We start from the raw sequence: 20,554 nt of genomic DNA on the forward strand, positions 1-20,554 counted from the left end.
TAGTTCCCGAACAATATACAAAGCAATTATCTTACCTTAACATATTCTCCCACTTTTATTATTATTTAATTTACCCATTATCTACTCATTTATCGTAATTCACTTAATGGTTTATATAATGATTTTGGATTGTTACTGGCTATATCGACTTTAGCTTTTTCACTAATATTAATCGAGAGAAACTCCTTCAAGTTTTGTGAAATACCCTTGACTCCGGGACCACCGTAATCACTACCATAAATTGTCTTATAACTTATTTCCTCAAGTCTTGGTAGATATTCTAGCAATTTCTTAGGTGGAATAGAAGAGATTTCAGCGTATATATTTCTCCTTATTCTGACTAATTGGAAAGCCGTAGGAACGTAGTTTGGTCTACCCATATGAGCCATAACTATCTTTAATTTTGGAAAGTCCACCGAAACGTCGTCGACAAAAATTGGATCAGCATATTTATTCCTAGCTTTTAAGAATACGCTAGTCCCCGTATGGATAATAACTGGTAATTCGTGATCTTGTGCAAATTGGTAAAGTAATTCCAGTTGCTTTAGACCTCCTTCCTCTTCTCTATACGCATTCGGCTTAACGTGAGAATGTACTGGATGGAGCTTAAATCCTGAAACACCTGCCTCATATTGCTTTTCTAACCAGTATTTTGTTTCTTGCAAACTTAATTTATTTGGCTCTATACCTCCTACTATTGAAAATCTGTTTGCGTAATCCTTAACAACGTTTATCATATTAATAGGAAAATCTTCTTTAATATGCCAAATTTCCCTACTAGGATATGCAATTATTACAATATAATCTATATTTACACTATCCATTTCCTTTATAATATCATTTATACTAGGTGGGGTATATTCGTAACCAGAATCATTATTGAAGAAATCTTTAGGTAAAGCCTCTTTAAACCAGACGTGAGTATGAGCGTCTACATACCCCATGTAAGATAATTAGATATAAGGACTTTTAAACTGATTTGTTACCCCCTTCAAATGTTTATTGTTCTTACTCCCTACTGTGCATCGTATTTTTTATTGTTATATTATCTTTTATTTTATGAATATTTTTATAATTAGCAAATGCCAACGTCAATTCTCGTTCTTCTTGTGAACTACTCCGCCCTTACGACGGAGCATCCCCACCTCGCGATGAGGATTTCCTGCTTCTCTGGGGAAACTTGCTGTACACCACCTCATAAAAGGTGACGTACAGTAGAGGTTTCCCCTCCACAGGCAGAGGGGCAGTCCCAACCCCATTCCTCAAAATATTTAGAGAAGCATTATAATCACGGTCTATTACAAGACCGCAATTAGGACAACGAAATATTCTGTCAGACAAACTAAGTTTTACCCTGTACCCACACCTTGAACATGTTTGTGATGTATATGCTGGGTTTACCTCCACCACCTTCCTACCAGCTCTTTCAGCCTTGTAGAAAAGGTGGTGGAGAAAAGTTGAAAACTTTGAATAAAGAATATGCTTCCTCAACTTGCTATTCGAGTCATGTATCATTTTTAGCATGTTTAATTTCTCAACTACTATCACATCATAATTTTTCACTAACCACGTTGTTATCTTGTGTATGTAATCGTTCAACGTGTTTTCAAGTTTCTCATAAGCCTTAGCTAGCTTAACTCTAGCTTTCTCATAATTTCTTGAACCCTTCTTCTTTCTTGATAATCTCCTTTGCAGTAATTTGATTCTTTTCTCTATCTTATCGAAAAGTTTAGGATTTTCAATCGCAATACCGTCACTTGTAGTAGCAAATTTCTCTATGCCAAGGTCAACACTAGCTACTTTGCCAATCTTCTCTAGTTGTTGCTTTTCTTGTTCTACTTGGAATATCGCGTACCATTTGTTTGTTTTGCTTCTCTTTATGATTACACCTTTTATCCTCCCTTGTATTGGTCTGTGTAAGAGGACTTTTATTTCGCCTATTTTCGAGAGATAGAGTTTGTTTCCTTGTAGTTTGAATCCGGATTGGTTGTACCAGATTATTCTGAATATCTTTTTGTGTCTTAGTTTTCCTACTTTCTTTCCATTCTTTTTTAGTTCTGATAAAGCGTGAATGTTGTACCAGAGTATATTATTTATCATTTGTAGGGTTTTTGAGTATACCTCATGTTTTTCTTTCATGTTTTTGAGTAGTTTTTGTGTGTCTAGTTGTGTTACTTTTATTCCTTGTTTTTTCTTTTCTGTTATGTAATCTAACAAGGTGTTGTATACTTTAGCTTCACTTTGCATTGTTTTAATGAGTTTTTGTTCTATTTCTAGTGTTGGGTATATTCTGTATTTATAAGATAAACGTATGATATCTTTTTTATTCTTTTCCTTCAACATGTTGTTTTAGCACCTTGAGTGTTACTTGTTTAGTTGTTATAAGAGGGTGTGGTGTCCGTAAGTGATCTTTTCATCTTTTACTTCTGGTGGGAAGTTTCTTCCTTTCCTTGTTATATTTCTCTTGATGTTATTGTTTTTACGTACCTTCGTATGTTTAGTGTTGGTTTTGTTTTGAATAGGGTGTGGAAGTGGTCTTTATCTACACTGATTTCAACAATGTGAACTTAAAATGTTTCACTAATTTCGTAAATTAGTTTCTTTAGGAGGTCTATTATTTTTATTCTCGTTGTGAAATATTTTTCTCCTATACTTGTTCATAGTGATAGTAAAGTGAATGGATTGAATGTGAACTTCTATGGAGTTTATAACGCATAGTTCACTAAGTTTTTTGATAACTATAATAAGTAAAAACTTTTCTATAAGGGAGCTAATCCATCCCCAACCTTACGGATGGGGACTTTAATCCCTTAACCCCCATTAATGTTAAAATGGACTCTTAGTGTTAGGAATTGGTATTTTCAACGTTTATCTCCTATAAGATTCGTAAGTTAACTTTTAATTTTCTAGTCCTAAATTATTCATGAACATGCTTGAAATATCTTAAATTTTTTGCAATTTTGTCAAATCTTTCCAATAACCTAGTTAATCCCTTTATATCCTTTGTCTCAGCCTATTTTGGAATGAATTCAGAAGAGTTGGCACTAGTTACTTCTGCGACAAATGCAATCCCTAATATATCTCAGTATTTCTTAAATTTCATCAAATCTAGAGCTAGACTCCTCTTGTTTTTAGGTACTTTTATAAACGGTATACTGTGGATAGTAAGTGCCTTTATCCCATTTAACTGGATATTCCTATTAATCTATTTCATCATAACAACAAGCATAGGAGTAGCGAATTTTGGATGGAATTTAATAATGGATAAAGTAAGTAGAAACAACAGAGGATCAACTCTTTCTCTTTATATGGTTTACGCCACAATCGGATCCTTAATAGCCACGTTAATAACTGGTTTAATAACTGGAAACAACATAGAACTTATTCGACGTTTCTTTATTATTTCTGGAATTATGCTTATTAGCTCAGCGTATTTGTCAAGAAAAGTAGAGACTGATGCAGATTATGATAAACATAAAATAATGGGAAGTAGTAACGTTATGAGAACTACTTCTTCAACAACAATAAATAGATTCCTAGGAATTACATTTCTCTTTAATTTGGTGTTAGCAATAGCATGGCCAATCTTTCCTTTAGCACAAGTATATAAATTTCATATGAATGATGAAAATATAGCTATATTAAGTATAGAAACTAGTATAATAACAATATTATTTAGAAAAATTGTAGCAAAATTAACAGATACAAGAAGGAAACTTACTATGTTCATAGGAAGTGCAATTTATTCCATATTTCCCCTATCCTATGCCTTATCTGATTCCATTAATGATATTTATATAGCGAATCTGGCTAGCGGGTTTACCAACGCTGTAGGTTCAGTCACTTATATAGCGTATTTATTTGACAATTCTGACGAAACTACGGTAAAAAGAAATCTAGCAATTTACAACTTAACTGTAGGATGTGGAGTAATGACCGGCTCTATTATAGGTGGTGTGTTATATAACTACGTCTCCCAGTTTTGCAATCCAATTTACGCTATTAACTTACTTCTCCTTATCACATCTATTTTGAGACTCTCGGTATCTTCCTTGTTCTTAACAATTAAGGATGCAGTAAAACGAAACTAATCTCAATTAAAAATACATGAATCTATTTTTTTTTAAAAATTGTTTTTATAAGATGGAGAAGATGGAGACATGAAAGTAGAAGTTAATATTCAGTGACCTTTTTGCAGAGCGGAAAACGCGTTAGTTAGGACTCTTTATTACAATCTTTAGAAAGATACTCATAAAAATAATATCGTATATTTCATGTTTAGCAATATAATCTGTTTCTAAGTATAATTTTTGTTTTCAGAGTACAACTGAAAATACAAGTAAACTTAAACTTTCATACCATAATGCTTAAAAATGTATTAAGAAGAAGAGTAGTATGCATATATTCCCAAAGAGCTTTAGGTTTGGTTGGTCTCAAGCAGGATTTCAATCGGAAATGGGAACACCAGGGTCAGAAGATCCAAACACTGACTGGTATGTATGGGTCCATGATAAAGAAAATATAGCTTCTGGATTAGTTAGTGGAGACTTGCCAGAGAACGGTCCAGGGTACTGGGGGAACTATAAGACATTTCACGATAATGCACAAAAAATGGGACTTAAAATAGCTAGATTAAATGTAGAATGGTCCCGAATATTCCCAAAACCATTACCAAAACCACAAAACTTTGATGAGAGCAAAACAGATGTAACAGAAGTTGAAATTAATGAAAATGAATTAAGAAAAATGGACGAATATGCAAACAAAGACGCACTAAATCACTATAGGGAAATTTTCAAAGACCTCAAAAGCAGAGGAATTTACTTTATATTAAACATGTATCATTGGCCTTTACCTTTGTGGATACACGATCCTATAAGGGTAAGAAAAGGAGACCTTAGTGGTCCAATAGGCTGGCTAAGTACCAGAACAGTTTACGAATTTGCAAGATTCTCAGCATATATTGCGTGGAAATTCGATGATCTTGCAGATGAATATTCTACCATGAATGAGCCTAATGTAGTTTGGGGATTAGGATATGTAGGTGTTAAATCCGGATTTCCACCAGGACATCTTAGCTTTGAATTGTCAGGTAGGGCAATGTATAATATAATTCAAGCTCATGCAAGAGCATATGATGCAATAAAGAGTGTCTCTAAGAAACCAGTAGGAATAATCTACGCCAATTCGTCTTTCCAACCATTAACTGAAAATGATAAGGAAGCTGTAGAAATGGCAGAATATGATAATAGGTGGGTATTCTTCGATGCTATAATTAGGGGTGAAGTCAATAAGGGAAAAGAAAAGGTTGTAAGAGAGGATCTAAGAAATAGACTAGATTGGATAGGAGTTAATTATTACACTAGAACGGTAGTTAAAAAAACTGAAAGAGGATATACCAGCTTAGGCGGATATGGACATGGATGCGAGAGAAACTCAGTTAGTTTAGCTGGCTTACCAACAAGTGATTTTGGTTGGGAATTCTACCCTGAAGGATTATATGATGTTTTGACTAAGTACTGGAATAGATATCATTTATATATGTATGTTACTGAAAATGGTATAGCTGATGATGCTGATTATCAAAGACCATATTATCTCGTATCTCACATTTATCAAGTACACAGAGCTATAAACAGTGGAGCAGATGTGAGAGGTTACTTACACTGGTCTTTAGCAGATAATTATGAATGGGCATCCGGATTTTCAATGAGATTTGGTTTGCTAAAAGTTGATTATGCAACAAAGAAGTTATACTGGAGACCATCAGCACTGGTTTACAGAGAGATAGCAACTAACGGAGGAATAATTGATGAAATAGAGCATCTAAACAGTGTCCCACCCATAAAACCACTTAGACATTAGACTTTCAACACAGATGACCTTGAGATTTATGAACTATTTTTCATACTTTGATCCTACTGCATAGAGCCTAATAATAAGGGACTTTTCCTATAACTCAGAAAGTATTCGTCTCTTTTCTTTTCTTTAAATAAACTTTTCCTATTAGGATAATTAATCGCTCATAACCGCATTTCTTTTAATTCTTTATTTAGATAATAAGCCCCCAACTCAAAACTATGCCTGCAGTATTGTATGATTTAATTTTAAAAATTATCCTTACAAAAAATTTAGATCTTATAATTCATTATTTCTATGTGTTGCTAATTCTATCTAACCTTAGTCCGTCAAAGGAATTTTCCTTAAGCCTTATCTTTATTTCATTCTCAGTAACTTCTAGGACTTTCATATCATTAGTTAATGGTTCATTTGAAGATATTCTAAACTTATTGTTATCTATTGCTAGTCTCAGTCTAATTGGGAAATCATTTAAATTAACTAATGTTATTAACCCTTCTTTAACTATAAGGGAAACATTTAACAACAAAGAGGATTCTGGCTTGACTCTTACTCCTACATGATCCCCAATTATGTCTCGTAATACCTGCCTAGAAATCTCTGGATAAAATTCAGAAAGTAAATAAGGCATATAAGTAGTAAGCGAACTTACATAAACGGTAGCTTTATTATTATACGTATTTTTAAATACAATTGGATAATACTGAGTTCCATCATATGCGTAAAGAATTGGCGTAGCACTAGTCAGATTAAATATTGGACCTACTGGAAATATGGCTTGTCTCTTATAATGCGAACCGTAAAACGATTTACCATCTTTAGTCATTGCAATTACGTTAATGGAATCATAAATAACGTCGCTTATGCCAAAAATTTCCAAGGCTAAACTTCCCAGCACCTGGATAGCCTTCTTAACAGCTGAAGCGGTGAACAGTAAGTCTACTTCTTTATTGTTAAGCAAATCCACTATATCTATATGGTAGAGGTCTGATTCAGTTATAAGAACTAAATCACCCTTCTTTATCTCTTTAGAAACTTCTAAAGGAATGCCTATTATTCCTAAATGATCCTCTATGTATTTATCACTGTTTTGAGGAGAAAAGTGCTGTATAGGTATTCTCTTCAAACCTATCGTACGATATTTTTTATTAACAATATTTCTCCAGTTTCCCACTTTTTCTCTATTCATCTTTACACTATCAAATAGCGGAGCCCTTTCAAAATCTAACATGTCACCAGCGTGAAATAGCGTTATTTCCTCTGTGAGTCCAAAAGCGCTTAAGAGGAACTGTTGTAAATACGTTTTAACACTTCCATAGTCTCCACCTTCTCCTCCTATAAACGTATCAAACCAGACACCCTTCAATTTATCTCCGACAAGACTTCTGACGAAATCCACGATATAGAGAGAACCATATCTGGCGTTAAATTCCCTAGCTTCAGTTCCTACGTAAATATTATCAAATATTTCCGCTAATCTCTCCAATTTAAGCCCTCTATGGTAGAAGTTCTCTCTCCATTCTGCAACCTTTAATGTTATTTTAACTTTATTATTTATCATTTTTGCGGGTTTTACAACATATTCTTTAGATGTATCGTAGACTAGTGAGGACGAGTATTCACACCATAAGCGAGAGATTACAGGGTCATTTAGCATTTTAACTAACGTATCCCTAGTAAAATTTAATCCGTACATAGAATTGAATAATTGAATATCTTTCTCTGAATGACACCAATTAGCCCAAAAGTCATCAATAATTATTTCATCAAACACTTTAGCCTGTTCCTCTACAACTGTTTTTACTAATTCTCTATTTTTCTCATCAGCAATACAGGCAACATTAAAGCCAAAACTTTCTTTCTCACCCCACCCTATACCCCATGTCCCTATTGCCATTCCTCCCGCTACTTCAAAATCTTTTTCGAAAATTTCCTTAAATTTTAACATAAGGTCACTACTCAGAAAAAGCCCATCCCTATAATTTTCCAGATAGACTTTTGATATTTTAAGTTCCTTAAATTTTTCTTTTAATTTATTAATTTTCTCGTCGTTAGCATTCTTTAAAGTATGTGCAATCACATAAACTGCTAACTTTAGATCCGACATTTAGTACCCTAAATATTTACCCAATTAAAAACTTTTAACAACAAATAGATAATGATGTATCGAAGAATGATTTTATAATATAACAAAAACGTTAATTTGAAATACCAAGAGAGGAGATAGAGAAAATAGGAACTATTTCCTTTTTATCACAATGCTCTCGTTACCGTCATATTCCAATTCCTCGTCTACTTTTGAAATGTCAATACCCACTCCCTTATCCTTTTCCACCCAAACTACCTTAATTATCTTCTTTTTCATATCCAAGTTACCTACCTTTTTGCCTATTACTAACTCCTCTTTATCCTCATTCCACTTAACTGGAATTATATAATATCTACCGTTTTCGTAGTCATATGTAATGCCATCATCATCATAAATCTCAAACTTTCCATCTCTACCTGGGTAAACTCTTAATTCAATTTCATCCCATTCTTCTTCTGTGCTTTCAACGGGCTTTGCTAATAGTGGTAAAATTGCCCCAGCCCTTACATGAAGAGGAATCATGTCTAAACTAACCTTACCCTTAATCCATTTTCCGCCTATTAATTTCTCGCCAGACCAGAAATCATACCAGCTTCCTAAGGGTAAGTAAACATCTCTTTCCTCTATACTTGGCAATGTAACTGGACTAACCATGATGTAAGGACCAAACATGTATTGATCATCAATTTGATAAACATTATAGTCCTCTTTAAAATCCATGAAAAGTGGTCTCATAATCGTATACCCACCATTATAAACATTCCATGCCAAAGAATATATGTAGGGTAATAGTCTATATCTAAATCTTATGAATTTTACAATCACATCTTGATACTCTTTAGGAAATCTCCATGGCTCTTTAGGAAATATTGTACCATGAACTCTGAATATTGGACAAAAAGATCCCCATTGGAACCATCTAACAAAAATCTCAGCATAAGATTTAGATTCCGGATTTCCAGAGAAAAATCCGCCAATATCAGTTGTCCAGTAGGGGATTCCAGAGACTGAGAAATTTAGACCAGCAGGTATTTGAGCCCTAAGAGTTGCCCAATCACCTAATATATCGCCAGACCAACTAATCGCTGAATGTCTCTGTTGACCTGCGAAAGCCGATCTAGTTAAAATGACAACTCTCTTATTAGTAATCTTCCTTTGCCCTTCATAAACTGCTTTAGTCTCCATTAACGGATAAGTATTCAAATACTCATACCCTTTCCCTATACCTAAATCCGCGTCGTGAATTGGCGAGAAGAAAACCAAACCAAAACCAGTCTCTGGCTCTGAAGCGTCCAACCAATACCCATCTACACCAATTTCAAAGAATCTCTTTACGTAGCTCCAAAATAACTCCCTGCATTCATCCTTATAGGGATTAAAGGCAATAGTACCTGGAATTATACATCCCCTATTTTCCATATCCTTATAAACTTCAGTCTCCTTACCAAACGTTGGCCAAATGGAAATTGCCAATTTTGTCTTCATTTCATGAATTTGTTTTACCATTTCTTTAGGATTTGGAAAATCAGTTTCATCGAATTTAAACGCATTCCACCCATATTTCCCCCAATATCTCCAATCTTGTACTATTACATCTATCGGTATTTTTCTCTCCCTAAACTCCTTGACTGTTGATAACAATTCCTCTTGAGATTTATATCGTTCCTTAGATTGCCAATAACCGTATGCCCATTTGGGTAATAGTGGAGCATCACCAGTTAACTTCCTATATCCCCTTATGACCTCATCTATTGATTGTCCATAGATTACGTAATAATCCAATTTCTTCCCAGCCTCAAACCAAACCCTTAACCTATTTCCCTTAAGGCTTATGGAACCAAGAGAATAGAGATCCCACAGGATACCATATCCTTTACTAGATACGATAAAAGGTATGTTAATATCTGTATTTCTTTGAGACAAAGTTATTGTGGAACCTCTATAACCTAATCTATATGAAGAAGATTCGCCAAGTCCATTCCCACCTGCATGCTGTCCCAATCCATAAAGGTTTTCATTATCCTCTAACGTAAACTCTTGTTCAACAGTGTACGTCATCAGTGAAGTGTTATACCTTAGCCTTCTGTCAACCTCTTTAATAATTACCTTTCCTTTTTCATTATCACTGATTACCAGTTCCCCTCTAAGTAAATCAACATTAACTTTCAAGATATCAGTATAAAAGGAAACCGTTGATACATCATTTTCACTTCTAGCGTTAATCTTCTTTAAATTAGGTAATATTACTAAACTACTGTCTTGATAGTTTTCCTTATAATACACTATTCTTACTATATTATCTGCATAAAATTCTACACGTAGGTTAAGATCTTTAATTTGCATCCTAATTCATATGTTAACTTCCTAAAATAAAGGGTTTGATGTAATATCAAATTAAGACAAGCGAAAGCAATTGATTAAGGAAACACACTACAAAAAGACCGTAAAAGGTATATTCGGAATTAAGTGGTACAACTAGTAAGTTATGCTATTTACCTTCCTAACAACAAAAATTAATTCATGGTATGAGCCAAGGAGTTTTTAATGGATCCTAATGTTGACCTTCGTATAAAGACATTCCTCGTATAAGATGTTACTAAACTTCCTTTATCGATATAAAGAAAAGGGAAGGTTTATCGTTATTCATAATCCAAATGTAAAAATGTAAGCGTATACGTTTTAATACCATATGACCTAAAAGTAAAGTAAGGTGAGTGCAATTAAAATCAAAGATATTATTGCAAGAAGCATAGCTATCCCAATAAGAGGAAAACTCCTAAGAGTAGCAGGGGAACACCCTGGAAGAAACGTGTTCACATTAGTTGAAATAATTACAGATGAGGGAATAGTGGGATATGGAGAGACTGGAGGTGGAGGGTTTTCTCTCGCTCCATTTATCGAGAAGTTGAAAAGGCAATTAATAGGCGAAGATCCGTTCAACATTAGAAGACTTAAGTGGAAAATAGCATCACCAATAACGGCTACATACTATAATCAACTTTTACCTCAGATTTGGTTCCCCATAGAAAGTGCTCTTCTAGATATAAAGGGAAAAGCATTAGGAATTTCTGTCTCTAATCTGATAGGTGGTCAAATAAGGGATAGTATAGAAGTATCAGCTTACATTTTCCCTACAGAAGATACAGAAACAGTTGATGACTTAGTGAAGAGCGCGGAGGCAATAGTAAGAAAATACGGTTTCAAATCAATTAAACTAAAGGCAGGCGTTTTCAACCCAGAACATGAAGTTGATGTTATCAAGGCCTTAGCTGATAAATTTCCTCATGCTAGATTTAGAATTGACCCGAATGGAGGATGGAACTTATCCCAAGCGGTTAATGTGGCTAAAAGTCTCAAGGGAATAAAAATAGAGTATTTTGAAGATCCGGTCTGGACGATGGAAGGTTTAAGAGCATTTAAACAAGCTACAGGTTATACGGTAGCTACGAATACAGTTGCGACCAGATTTGAGGACATTCCTAACGTCTTCCTTCGAAATGCTGTAGATGTAATTTTAGGAGATCCGCATTGGTGGTATGGCATATATGGTTATCTTGAATTATCCGCAACACTTTGGAGTTTAGGCTTAGAATTAGGCATGCATAGTCCAAGCGAAACTGGAATAGCCTTATCCGCCATGATCCACGCTGCATCAACATCTCAAAACTTAGGTTATGCCATAGATACTCATTACATATATTTAGAAGATGACATTATTAAAAGACAATTTTATATAGAAAATGGAAAAATTCAAGTACCAAAAGAGGCTGGATTAGGTATAGAAATTGATGAATCTAAAGTTCAGAAATATGAGGAAATGTACAACGATACCGGAGATTACATATACCATGGGGATAAAGATATAACAACGATACCAAAACTGAAGTTCAGAAGTTGCAAATGCCATATCGATTAACATTCTTTTTATTATATTGATTGTTTGAGATATATGGTAATCCCAAAGAAAACCACTTCACATAAAAACATACATAGAAATACCTTAATAAATAGCTATAAGCATCCATAATTAGACTCAAAGATTTTTATAATCACTTAAAAGGAAAACTATCCAAAAATCATTTTAAGAACCTAACCCCTAAAATACTAAACTGTCACTACCCTCGGCACTAGTGGTTAATTAAAAAATAAAGCTAATTAGTTACGCTATAACGTTTTATAACTAAATAATTATTACAAACGTAATGATGAGTTGCAATAGTCAAGATGAAGAAATAAACGAGCTCAACGTTACCCTTAATTTGTCCTTAAAAGGTGATAAATTTTTCATTTTCTTTCACGGATTTACTGGGAGTAGATTTCAGTCACCTTTCAACGAACTTGCAAAAGCCTTATGCGAAATGGGAATAAATGTAGTACGATTAGAGTTTAGAGGTCATGATAAAAGTAGATTTCCTTTTGAAAATTTTACGATTAATCATGCGTATGAAGATGCAGAAACCATTATCAGATATGTTATGAGAAAATACGCTCCAAAGCGGCTTGGTTTGGTTGGAGTAAGTATGGGAGGACATGTAGCAATCTATTCAGCCGGGAAATTCAGCGAAATAGACACCTTAGTATTATTAGCTCCTGCGATTGATTTCAGTGAAGTCTTTAAAAACCCACCAAAAAGAGTAGATAATTATTATTTAGTTGGAAGATATGGAAACTTGAAATTAAAAGAACAAGGTTATATGAGTGTAGCTAAAGCAAACGTTATGAATTTAGCAGAAAAAGTTACATCTCCCACTTTGATTATACATTGCAAAGACGATACTGTCGTTCCTTATACACAATCACTAAAATTCTTTGAAAAATTAAAGGCTAATAAAAAGAGAATCGTACTATTAGATAAAGGAGATCATTTCTTTGAATCAGAAGAAGTAAAGAAAAAAGTACTTGAAGAGACAGCTAATTGGTTACGTTCTATCGAATTCTGACCCGACTAATTTTTATTTATATTTTATTTATAAATTTTTAAAAAAAAAATAAACTTATTTTTTATCTTCTTCTTAGTGCTAGTACTACTCCTATGATTACTATGATTATGACTACTACGGCTATTGCTATGTATAATCCCATGTTTGATGATGAGCTAGTTACTGTTTGGGTTACGGTTGTTGTACTAGTTGAAACTGTTGTAGTAGTTGAAACTTGTGTTGTTGTGCTCGTTAGTGTTGTGCTCGTTGTGGAAACACTGGTCACTGTTGATGTAGTTGTGGTAGTTGAAGTAGTGGTACTTGTGCTAGTTGTTGTTGGTTGATAGACGAATGGATCATTTGATGTGTACCAACTCTGAGGAACTTGTGAAGTATAATACCACCACGGCTCTGGAACAGACTGATTAACCAAATGTAAAGCCAAAACAACAGGCAAAGGCGTTGTGGGAAGATTTTCCCATGGTGCACCCAGCCAATAAGGATTCTGTGGAGTTGGCCATCCGGTAACAGTATTATTTACATATTCATACCATTCAGCATTCCAGACTACAGCCATTGCTGGCATGTACTTAATCCATAAAACAGCTAGCTGGTTTATTATATTATTGTACACAGCGTCATTTACGCTAAAGTTACCCCACGCCCATTGAATTAATTGTTCAAATGTTGGATGTATTATCGATAAATTAAACCTCTCTAGGTCATAGTATGTTGTATTTCCTATTGGTGTAACATTACCAGGGGAATTCCAATAGTTATAGAGATATCCTTGGAAGTAGAAAATTGGTGAAGGCCCAGTAATTAAATCCCATATCATTGCCATCCAATAATTCCCGGATTCCACATCACTGTACCAAGTAGAGAATGGTGGTGTTTCTACTTGGACATTTAATCCAATCTGTTTCAATTGTTGTGCTATTAATGCTAAGTCTGCATCCCAATCTGTCCATCCTGCAGGAGCCATTATTGTCATCGTAGGAACTGGAGTACCATTTGGCGCAATCAACTGACCATTAACTAATTTGTAACCATGTGATTCAAGTAATTGTAAAGCAGCAGTAACATTACCTTGTGGAGGAGCATATTTCTCAGCAAGTTGCAAAACTGAAGAGTTTAATACACTTAACATCGGTGATGCTAAAGGTAGAGGAGTCGGAGTTGGAGGTTCAAGTCCATATTCACCTAAATAACAAATTGCAGTCCTATTAATTGCAAGACTTATAGCTTGTCTTAATACTGGATCAGATAAAGGCCATCTTAAATCATTAAATACTACCATCTGCGGTCTTATGCCAGGAGAGAAAAAGTGATAGTATTGTGGATTCTTAGCCACAAAGTTTTGCTGTATTCCAGGTTCAAATAGTCCAGCCCAGGTTACTTGACCATTATTTAGTGCAGTATCCGCTTGTACATTACTTGCATATGCGGGGAACAATATGTACTTTATTCTTGGTTCTCCTGGCATCCAGTAGTGTGGATTAGCTACTAGTACTATCTCTTGTGGACTATAACTGTACAACATGTATGGTCCAGTGCCTATTGGATCTGGATCTTGCCAAGTATATGGATTCCCAGTCTTGTTTAGGCCTACGTATGTGCCATTAGGTAATTGTTCAACTGGGAAGTACTTACCCCATTGAGCAGGATCAACAATAAACTGTTCTAGTACCGTATACAGAATCATGTGGGTTGTCCCTGGTTTGAATACTATTTCTATTTCGTATGGGTTTATTATTGTCATGTTGGCGACGTAGTTAGCCAAGTATCCTAGTTGTGGGTATGCTTGTTCTAGTGCTATTGTGTACCATACTGCTGTTGCGTTAAATGGTGTACCATCAGTGAAGTACACGTCATGCCTCAAATACAGTATTAGTGCTAGTGTTTGTATTTTAGTACCATTAGCAGTTGTGACGTAACCAGTGGTCCAAGTCCAATTAGTAGCTAGCCAAGGAATAATCTGACCAGTACCATAGTTTACTTGCGCTAAGAGCTCATATATGAGCCATTCTCCATCATCTGCCGGTGTGGGTGCATTCCATGGATTAAAATTATCTTGCCATGTGCCTACAGGAGAAGCCAAAACTACAATACTACCTTCAGGTTGAACTGTTGATGATGATTGTGATGTTACTATGAAGAAACTTCCTATACTTAGTAAGATTAACACACTAATCAAACTAGATATTACTAACCTTTTCCACATTGTATTACTCGCCATCATTTATTTTCGGTTTATAAATTGAATATTAAACTTTATGCGTTACAAGTTAGATTAAAAATCTTAAAAAAGAATTCTAGATATTTTATATGGAGTATCTAGTAACATGCTAAATTATAAAAATGATATATTAAGTTTTATATTATGTAATCATTATTTATCATTTGTAATACACATAAGATATATATTATCTAATCCCTATATGCAACTATGTGCTATTGTATAAAACTCTTTTACCCATAAAGGTTTTATATCCGCCGCTAGAGGCAAATATGAAATGAAGGCTATAGTAGTAAAACCCCCAAAACCAGGTGTTGAGATTAAGGATGTTGAGTTTAAAGAAGATAAGTTAAGTACAGTTGGGCTAGTTAAAATTAGAATCCTAGAGAATGGAATTTGTGGCACTGACAGGGAAATAGTTAATGGTAAGAGAACTAGTGTTAAACCTCCGGCTGGTAAGGATGAATTAATTTTAGGTCATGAGGCAATTGGTGTAGTAGAATCCGGAGGTTATGGTTTAAAGGAAGGAGAATTGGTTATGCCTATAAATAAAAGGGGATGTGGAAAATGCCTCAACTGTTTAATAGGACGTCCGGATTTCTGTGAGACTGGTGAAGGATTAGTAGCAGGAACAAGAGGACTTGATGGATTTATGAGGGAGTATTTATATGATGATCCTCGGTACTTGGTCAAGATACCGCCTTCAATTAGAGATATAGCAATCTTAGCTCAGCCTCTGGCAGATTTGGAAAAGTCTATTGAATCAATACTCATAACTCAAAGGAGAATACCAATATGGACTTGTGAGGATGGAACCTATAATTGTAGGAATGCATTAGTTATAGGGACTGGACCTACTGGTATATTATTCTCATTGCTTTTGAGGTCATATGGTTTTCAAGTGTGGATTTCAAATCGAAGAGAGCTATTAGATAATGAAAAAGCGATCTTAGACGAGCCTGGGATTAACTTCTATAATTCAGCTAATGGATATGAAAAATTAGTTACCGCTGAAGGTAAATTTGATTTAATAATAGATACTAGCGGATCTTCAGCGTCGATAATACAACAATTAGTGCCACTATTAAAGAATAATGGAATACTAGGATTATTTGGATTCCCAAGATATGATAGTTTTTCGTTGGACTATAAAACTATACAAGATTTTGTAATAAATAATAGAGTTATTCTAGGTTTGGATAACGGCCAAAAACCTCATTTTCAACAGGCGCTTATCCATCTGGCATCATGGAAATCGTTATGGCCTAAAACTGCAAGTATGTTAATAACGAAGACTGTAAGTATAAATAATGCAGAAGAGGTAATAAGAAGTCTAAAGGAGAAAGCGCCAGGGGAGATAAAAGTGAAGATTGTATGGGATTAATTAACTTCTTAACACGAGAAGATTTAGAGAGCTTTCATCGCATAAGGATTCCTTATTGTTTTTACGCTTATGTACATTCACCAGATGACTCTTGCATATTTCAAATAAGCTGACTGATAGTCTCAGCCAAAGCATTACTTATCAAAATTACCTCTTAAAAATAAATGAAAATTAAGGAAAGAATTGTTACATAATTTTAATGAATAGTGATAAAACTTAATTTTTAAAAGCAGAGAAGGAAGTTGTCATATATCCTTTTCGTTTTATGTTGTAATAGGGTAGGATTTGACAAGTGCTAATATTGACTCTATTATTGTTTGCTTCCTCACAAACGCTTTTCTCCTCGTAGAATTCAATTTATTTCTAAATTTCAATTCATTTTTAACGTTGATTTAAAATAAAGTTTTAGTAACTTTTCATAAATTGATTTTAGGGACTACTGTGAGGTGGGAGAAAGTCAGTAGATGAACTTGGTAACTTTTTTCTAAGGTTTACTTTTCAATCATTAACAAGAAGCTAGGTATATCTTCCTCGTTTAGAATTCTCACGCCTTTAGAATATCCTCTTCTGCTTCTACTTTTCTTTATTTCTATCTTGTATTCACCAGCTACAACGTCAATTTCAGTATTATTCTTAAAGTAGTAAACTTCTCCAAAATTTCTAAATATATGTTCTTGCACTATATTTTCTAGTAAAGCACTTTCATTAACCTTTTTGTTTACCCATGATGAAAGAGAGTGGGAAATAAAAGGATCTCTAAAGAACACTTTCTTCTCTTTTTTCTTATCTACCTTTCCTTCACTTCTCCAATAAGCTATTCCAATAAGAAGTAAATCTGAAAGAAAATCTAAGTATTCGGCCACAGTATTGTGAGAAATTCCAATATCGTTAGCTATGGAATTAAAAGATAAAGCTGAAGGAATTTTTTCAACAAGGGATGAGATAATATCTTGTACAATTCTAGGATTTTTTGAATGTTTATGTGTTTCTGAAATAACTCCATCAACTAGTGCAGTTATAGCATCTGGATTATCATTAATGGATTTTGGGAATCCTCCTTTCTCCTTATATTCATCAAAAAGTCTCTGAGCTAGAGTTAGATCATATGAAACTTCCTCTTTGCTGTAACCCTTTACTTTAACGAAATCAGGAAAAGAAAGAGGAAGGGCTAAAACTTCTTTGCCATAACCTTTCCTACCCGGGAATTTCTCTGGTGATTTGCTAATCCCTATAGTTGATGATCCAGAAACTGTTATTACATCGTTTTTAAACTCACCGTGGTCAATGTAAAACTTTAGAACCCTCCACCAATCTTCTATTGAACTTACTTCATCAAGGAAAATGTAGTAGGTTTCATTCCTATTTTCCTTTTTCGAGATTATTCCCACTACAATTCTCCTAAATTCTTGAAGTGAAACAATGTAATCTAAGTCTAGGTAGATTACATTTTCTGGCTTAATACCTTTCTCAAGGAGAGATTTTATTAACAATTTTAATCCGGTTGTCTTTCCGACTTATCTTGGACCATAGACAAAATTTAAGCTGTAAGGAGTTATGGAAATTAAAGATAACCATGAAGGATACCATTTATATTTTTGTGAATTCCATTGAATTAAATTATTATCTTTGGACTCCCAATTGCTAAAAAACCACCACGGATTCATTTTATTTAAACTTTCCATCTTGATATTGTACTGACAATCCTTTTATAAGCTTTTGTCTCTTCACTATCAACATAGTATTGAAAAATTATTCCTTTAACTCTATATTTAAGAAAAATTATATGTAATTAGTTACTAGCATGATCTTTTTCTCAAAGCTTTAATGATTTTCTTATTTCTTCGCTCTTATAAGGATACTATATGAATAAATAAAGAATAGCAGTTGCAGATTCTCTGGGTAATTCAGGGCTCCATTGCGAATTGTATTAATCTCGTTCAGTTATCATAATACAATAAAGGAATAAGTGAAAAAGTATATTAAAAATGAAAATAATACCGGTGGCTATAATAAAAATGGAAAATAGAGAAAAATTTATCAAACCCCTAAACCAAAAACCAATAGCCCACAAAATTTGAAACAATCTGTGAGGAGAATGAAAACGACCAAACAAACGCCTCTCTAGAAGAGAATTAAAACACTCAACCAAATTATTACTCCTTAACAACCATTAAAGTGAAATTAAGAACACCTTGGGAAACCTATTGTAGACCCCTACTAAGTACTCTCTAACTTAATTAGTTAGTTAGAAAGAAAAATTTTAATATTACAATCAACGCTATCTACTAATGGAGTGGAAACTAAGTATAATATCTGATGAAATTTCTCAAGATTTTGAACACTCTGTTAAAGTTATAAAGGAGTTAGGTGCGAATTACGTGGAAGTGAGAAACTTATGGAACAAAAACGTAACTCAGTTAAGTGATTCGGAATTTGTAGAAATGAAGAAGATAGTTGAAAAGTATGGAATGATGATATCAAATCTTGACTCACCTACGTTCAAGATATATATAAATGACGAAAAGGGATATAGAGAACATTTACAGATTTTAAGAAAAGTAGTAGAACTAAGCAAAAAACTGGATATTGATTACACTAGAATTTTTACTTTCTGGTATGAAGGTGAACTAAAGTATTATATAGATAAACTAGCTGAGAAATTTGGAAATGCTATTGATATAGCTAGTAGTGAGGGAATAACATTAGTAATTGAAAATGAGTATAGTTGTCTGGTAGGTACTGGAAAAGATCTTAGAGCGTTCCTAGATAAAATCAAATCTAAATGGGTTAAGGTATTGTGGGATCCGGGAAATGCGTTCTTTGCTAGGGAAACACCATATCCTGATGGTTATGAACTAATTAAGAATGACATATTGCATGTGCATGTGAAGGACGCAATTGTAAGAGATGGGCATTTTGTTTGGATGCCAGTAGGAAAGGGTATGATCAATTATAGGGAACAGTTTAAAGCAATGAAAGGGAGACCATATGTAATATCCTTGGAAACGCATTATAGAAATTCAGCAAACGATCCAGAAGCCAGTACTAAAGAATCTTTTGAAGGAATACTAAAGATATTGAATCAGATAGATTGAAATTTATTAGAAAATGAAAATACACTTAAAGATATTCCAATACTAAAATAATATTATTCTAAATTATTAGTTAAGTTAGTCTTTTTCTTAACCACTCTGTTACCTCTTTATACAATTTCTGCCTTATCCCATACTCATTGAATGTATGACCACCCTTTTCTAATAGGATTAATTGCTTATCTTCAAACTTCATCCTATTAAAAAATTCCACTGAGATAGAGTAATTAATTGCTTCATCATCTTTGGAGTGAACAATGAGTGTCGGTACGTTTATTTTTTCTGCAATACCCATTACGTTATGAGTCATTTCTTTAACAACTTCTGATTTGATTCTAAATGGTCCAAATGTGAGCGGAGTGTATGCGTATTTATCAAAATGAGTTTCCCATTTAGGCTCAGAGACTAAAATCGCTGGTGCGAATAATACTAAAGCCTTTATGGCCTCATTGAATTTTTCAAACATTTTTAAAGCTATATAACCCCCTAAACTGAAGCCAAGAAATGCAATCTCTTTATAACCCATCTTAAGTGCGTGATTAACAATGGTTTCCGCATCATCTAAAGCGTTTTTTGGTGAAAAAGCATCCTCAAAAAACCCAGAACTATCACCATGACCTCTATAGTCAAATCTGAGAGTTGAAATTCCCTCATTGCATAAGTGCATAGCCAAATCAGTATATAGTCTTCCAGCCTCAATGTGATTCCCTGTAAAACCATGAAACATAATCAACAGTGAACTCTTACCCTTTAGACGTGGTTTATATATTATATGAAAAAGCCAATCTGTTTCTGAAATATAAATGAAACCGGAAAATGGTATACAAGACATTATATGCGCCCTATTATTTATCGCCAAATTAGGTTATAAACAACAATTAAAACATTTTCGTTTTTAAGCGTTACATTTGTTTAAAGCCTAGTCCTATCAGGAACTAACTTCTCACATACTATAGAAAGAGAAAACTACTT

The 20,554-nt window shown here is 34.0% G+C and carries 15 protein-coding genes and 2 pseudogenes; 6 read left to right on the plus strand and 11 right to left on the minus strand.

Going from position 1 to position 20,554, the window contains the following annotated elements; genetic code table 11:
• Nucleotides 1–89: 89 nt before the first annotated feature.
• The 3 genes from V6M85_RS08775 to V6M85_RS08785 form a co-directional block, all read right to left on the minus strand.
• Nucleotides 90–944, minus strand: a complete 855-nt coding sequence (locus tag V6M85_RS08775; protein ID WP_338598883.1) for an amidohydrolase family protein — start codon at nucleotides 942–944, stop codon at nucleotides 90–92.
• Between the two features lie 181 nt (nucleotides 945–1,125).
• Nucleotides 1,126–2,343: a transposase gene (locus V6M85_RS08780; protein WP_338598886.1), complete on the minus strand. Its 1,218-nt coding sequence runs from the start codon at nucleotides 2,341–2,343 to the stop codon at nucleotides 1,126–1,128.
• A gap of 110 nt (nucleotides 2,344–2,453) precedes the next feature.
• Nucleotides 2,454–2,561 carry a transposase gene (locus tag V6M85_RS08785; protein ID WP_338604706.1) on the minus strand — a complete coding sequence of 36 codons (108 nt, stop codon included), beginning with the start codon at nucleotides 2,559–2,561 and terminating at the stop codon, nucleotides 2,454–2,456.
• A gap of 372 nt (nucleotides 2,562–2,933) precedes the next feature.
• Between V6M85_RS08785 and V6M85_RS08790 the strand changes: the two genes are divergently transcribed.
• Together V6M85_RS08790 and bgaS are read left to right on the plus strand one after the other, a co-directional pair.
• A complete protein-coding gene (locus tag V6M85_RS08790) occupies nucleotides 2,934–4,091 on the plus strand; it encodes an MFS transporter (RefSeq protein WP_338598888.1) in 1,158 nt (385 codons plus the stop codon).
• A 304-nt stretch (nucleotides 4,092–4,395) separates the two neighbouring features.
• Entirely contained in the window at nucleotides 4,396–5,865 is a 1,470-nt protein-coding gene (gene bgaS, locus V6M85_RS08795; protein ID WP_338598891.1) for a beta-galactosidase BgaS, read from the plus strand.
• Between the two features lie 289 nt (nucleotides 5,866–6,154).
• Here bgaS and V6M85_RS08800 read toward each other — a convergent pair whose 3' ends face one another.
• Complete coding sequence (locus V6M85_RS08800) at nucleotides 6,155–7,966, minus strand: hypothetical protein (protein WP_338598893.1); 1,812 nt, start codon at nucleotides 7,964–7,966, stop codon at nucleotides 6,155–6,157.
• Nucleotides 7,967–8,098: 132 nt separating this feature from the next.
• A complete protein-coding gene (locus tag V6M85_RS08805; protein ID WP_338598896.1) occupies nucleotides 8,099–10,291 on the minus strand; it encodes a glycoside hydrolase family 31 protein in 2,193 nt (730 codons plus the stop codon).
• Nucleotides 10,292–10,658: 367 nt separating this feature from the next.
• Between V6M85_RS08805 and V6M85_RS08810 the strand changes: the two genes are divergently transcribed.
• Together V6M85_RS08810 and V6M85_RS08815 are read left to right on the plus strand one after the other, a co-directional pair.
• The gene (locus V6M85_RS08810) at nucleotides 10,659–11,864 is read left to right on the plus strand and encodes an enolase C-terminal domain-like protein (RefSeq protein ID WP_338598898.1); all 1,206 of its coding nucleotides are present in this window, start codon (nucleotides 10,659–10,661) and stop codon (nucleotides 11,862–11,864) included.
• Between the two features lie 286 nt (nucleotides 11,865–12,150).
• Nucleotides 12,151–12,888, plus strand: a complete 738-nt coding sequence (locus V6M85_RS08815; RefSeq protein WP_338598901.1) for an alpha/beta hydrolase — start codon at nucleotides 12,151–12,153, stop codon at nucleotides 12,886–12,888.
• 61 nt (nucleotides 12,889–12,949) lie between these two features.
• Here the strand turns inward: V6M85_RS08815 and V6M85_RS08820 are convergent, their stop codons facing one another.
• Complete coding sequence (locus V6M85_RS08820; protein ID WP_422398138.1) at nucleotides 12,950–15,106, minus strand: ABC transporter substrate-binding protein; 2,157 nt, start codon at nucleotides 15,104–15,106, stop codon at nucleotides 12,950–12,952.
• A gap of 277 nt (nucleotides 15,107–15,383) precedes the next feature.
• Here V6M85_RS08820 and V6M85_RS08825 point away from each other — a divergent pair, with 277 nt between their 5' ends.
• A complete protein-coding gene (locus V6M85_RS08825) occupies nucleotides 15,384–16,490 on the plus strand; it encodes a glucose 1-dehydrogenase (RefSeq protein WP_338598904.1) in 1,107 nt (368 codons plus the stop codon).
• 491 nt (nucleotides 16,491–16,981) lie between these two features.
• Here V6M85_RS08825 and V6M85_RS14195 read toward each other — a convergent pair whose 3' ends face one another.
• The 4 genes and pseudogenes from V6M85_RS14195 to V6M85_RS08840 form a co-directional block, all read right to left on the minus strand.
• A complete protein-coding gene (locus tag V6M85_RS14195; RefSeq protein ID WP_422398139.1) occupies nucleotides 16,982–17,530 on the minus strand; it encodes a DUF4143 domain-containing protein in 549 nt (182 codons plus the stop codon).
• 114 nt (nucleotides 17,531–17,644) lie between these two features.
• Nucleotides 17,645–17,992 (minus strand): annotated as a pseudogene (locus tag V6M85_RS14200) (AAA family ATPase); the annotation flags it as partial.
• A gap of 12 nt (nucleotides 17,993–18,004) precedes the next feature.
• Nucleotides 18,005–18,172 carry a hypothetical protein gene (locus tag V6M85_RS08835; RefSeq protein WP_338598907.1) on the minus strand — a complete coding sequence of 56 codons (168 nt, stop codon included), beginning with the start codon at nucleotides 18,170–18,172 and terminating at the stop codon, nucleotides 18,005–18,007.
• A 245-nt stretch (nucleotides 18,173–18,417) separates the two neighbouring features.
• Nucleotides 18,418–18,654 (minus strand): annotated as a pseudogene (locus V6M85_RS08840) (hypothetical protein); the annotation flags it as partial.
• Nucleotides 18,655–18,778: 124 nt separating this feature from the next.
• On the opposite strand from V6M85_RS08840, the gene V6M85_RS08845 reads away from it, so the two are divergent.
• A complete protein-coding gene (locus V6M85_RS08845; protein WP_338598910.1) occupies nucleotides 18,779–19,585 on the plus strand; it encodes a sugar phosphate isomerase/epimerase family protein in 807 nt (268 codons plus the stop codon).
• Between the two features lie 70 nt (nucleotides 19,586–19,655).
• Here V6M85_RS08845 and V6M85_RS08850 read toward each other — a convergent pair whose 3' ends face one another.
• Nucleotides 19,656–20,414: an alpha/beta hydrolase gene (locus V6M85_RS08850; protein ID WP_338598913.1), complete on the minus strand. Its 759-nt coding sequence runs from the start codon at nucleotides 20,412–20,414 to the stop codon at nucleotides 19,656–19,658.
• Between the last annotated feature and the right edge of the window lie 140 nt (nucleotides 20,415–20,554).

It is taken from the genome of Sulfolobus tengchongensis (genome assembly GCF_036967215.1).
GTDB classification, from domain to species: Archaea; Thermoproteota; Thermoprotei_A; order Sulfolobales; family Sulfolobaceae; genus Saccharolobus; species Saccharolobus tengchongensis_A.

Coding starts and splice junctions, on each gene's coding strand:
- V6M85_RS08775 (WP_338598883.1), bottom strand. CDS start 944: ATGGGGTATGTAGACGCTCATACTCACGTCTGGTTTAAAGAGGCTTTA.
- V6M85_RS08780 (WP_338598886.1), bottom strand. CDS start 2,343: ATGTTGAAGGAAAAGAATAAAAAAGATATCATACGTTTATCTTATAAA.
- bgaS (WP_338598891.1), top strand. CDS start 4,396: ATGCATATATTCCCAAAGAGCTTTAGGTTTGGTTGGTCTCAAGCAGGA.
- V6M85_RS08800 (WP_338598893.1), bottom strand. CDS start 7,966: ATGTCGGATCTAAAGTTAGCAGTTTATGTGATTGCACATACTTTAAAG.
- V6M85_RS08805 (WP_338598896.1), bottom strand. CDS start 10,291: ATGCAAATTAAAGATCTTAACCTACGTGTAGAATTTTATGCAGATAAT.
- V6M85_RS08815 (WP_338598901.1), top strand. CDS start 12,151: ATGATGAGTTGCAATAGTCAAGATGAAGAAATAAACGAGCTCAACGTT.
- V6M85_RS08820 (WP_422398138.1), bottom strand. CDS start 15,106: ATGGCGAGTAATACAATGTGGAAAAGGTTAGTAATATCTAGTTTGATT.
- V6M85_RS08825 (WP_338598904.1), top strand. CDS start 15,384: ATGAAGGCTATAGTAGTAAAACCCCCAAAACCAGGTGTTGAGATTAAG.
- V6M85_RS08835 (WP_338598907.1), bottom strand. CDS start 18,172: ATGGAAAGTTTAAATAAAATGAATCCGTGGTGGTTTTTTAGCAATTGG.
- V6M85_RS08845 (WP_338598910.1), top strand. CDS start 18,779: ATGGAGTGGAAACTAAGTATAATATCTGATGAAATTTCTCAAGATTTT.
- V6M85_RS08850 (WP_338598913.1), bottom strand. CDS start 20,414: ATGTCTTGTATACCATTTTCCGGTTTCATTTATATTTCAGAAACAGAT.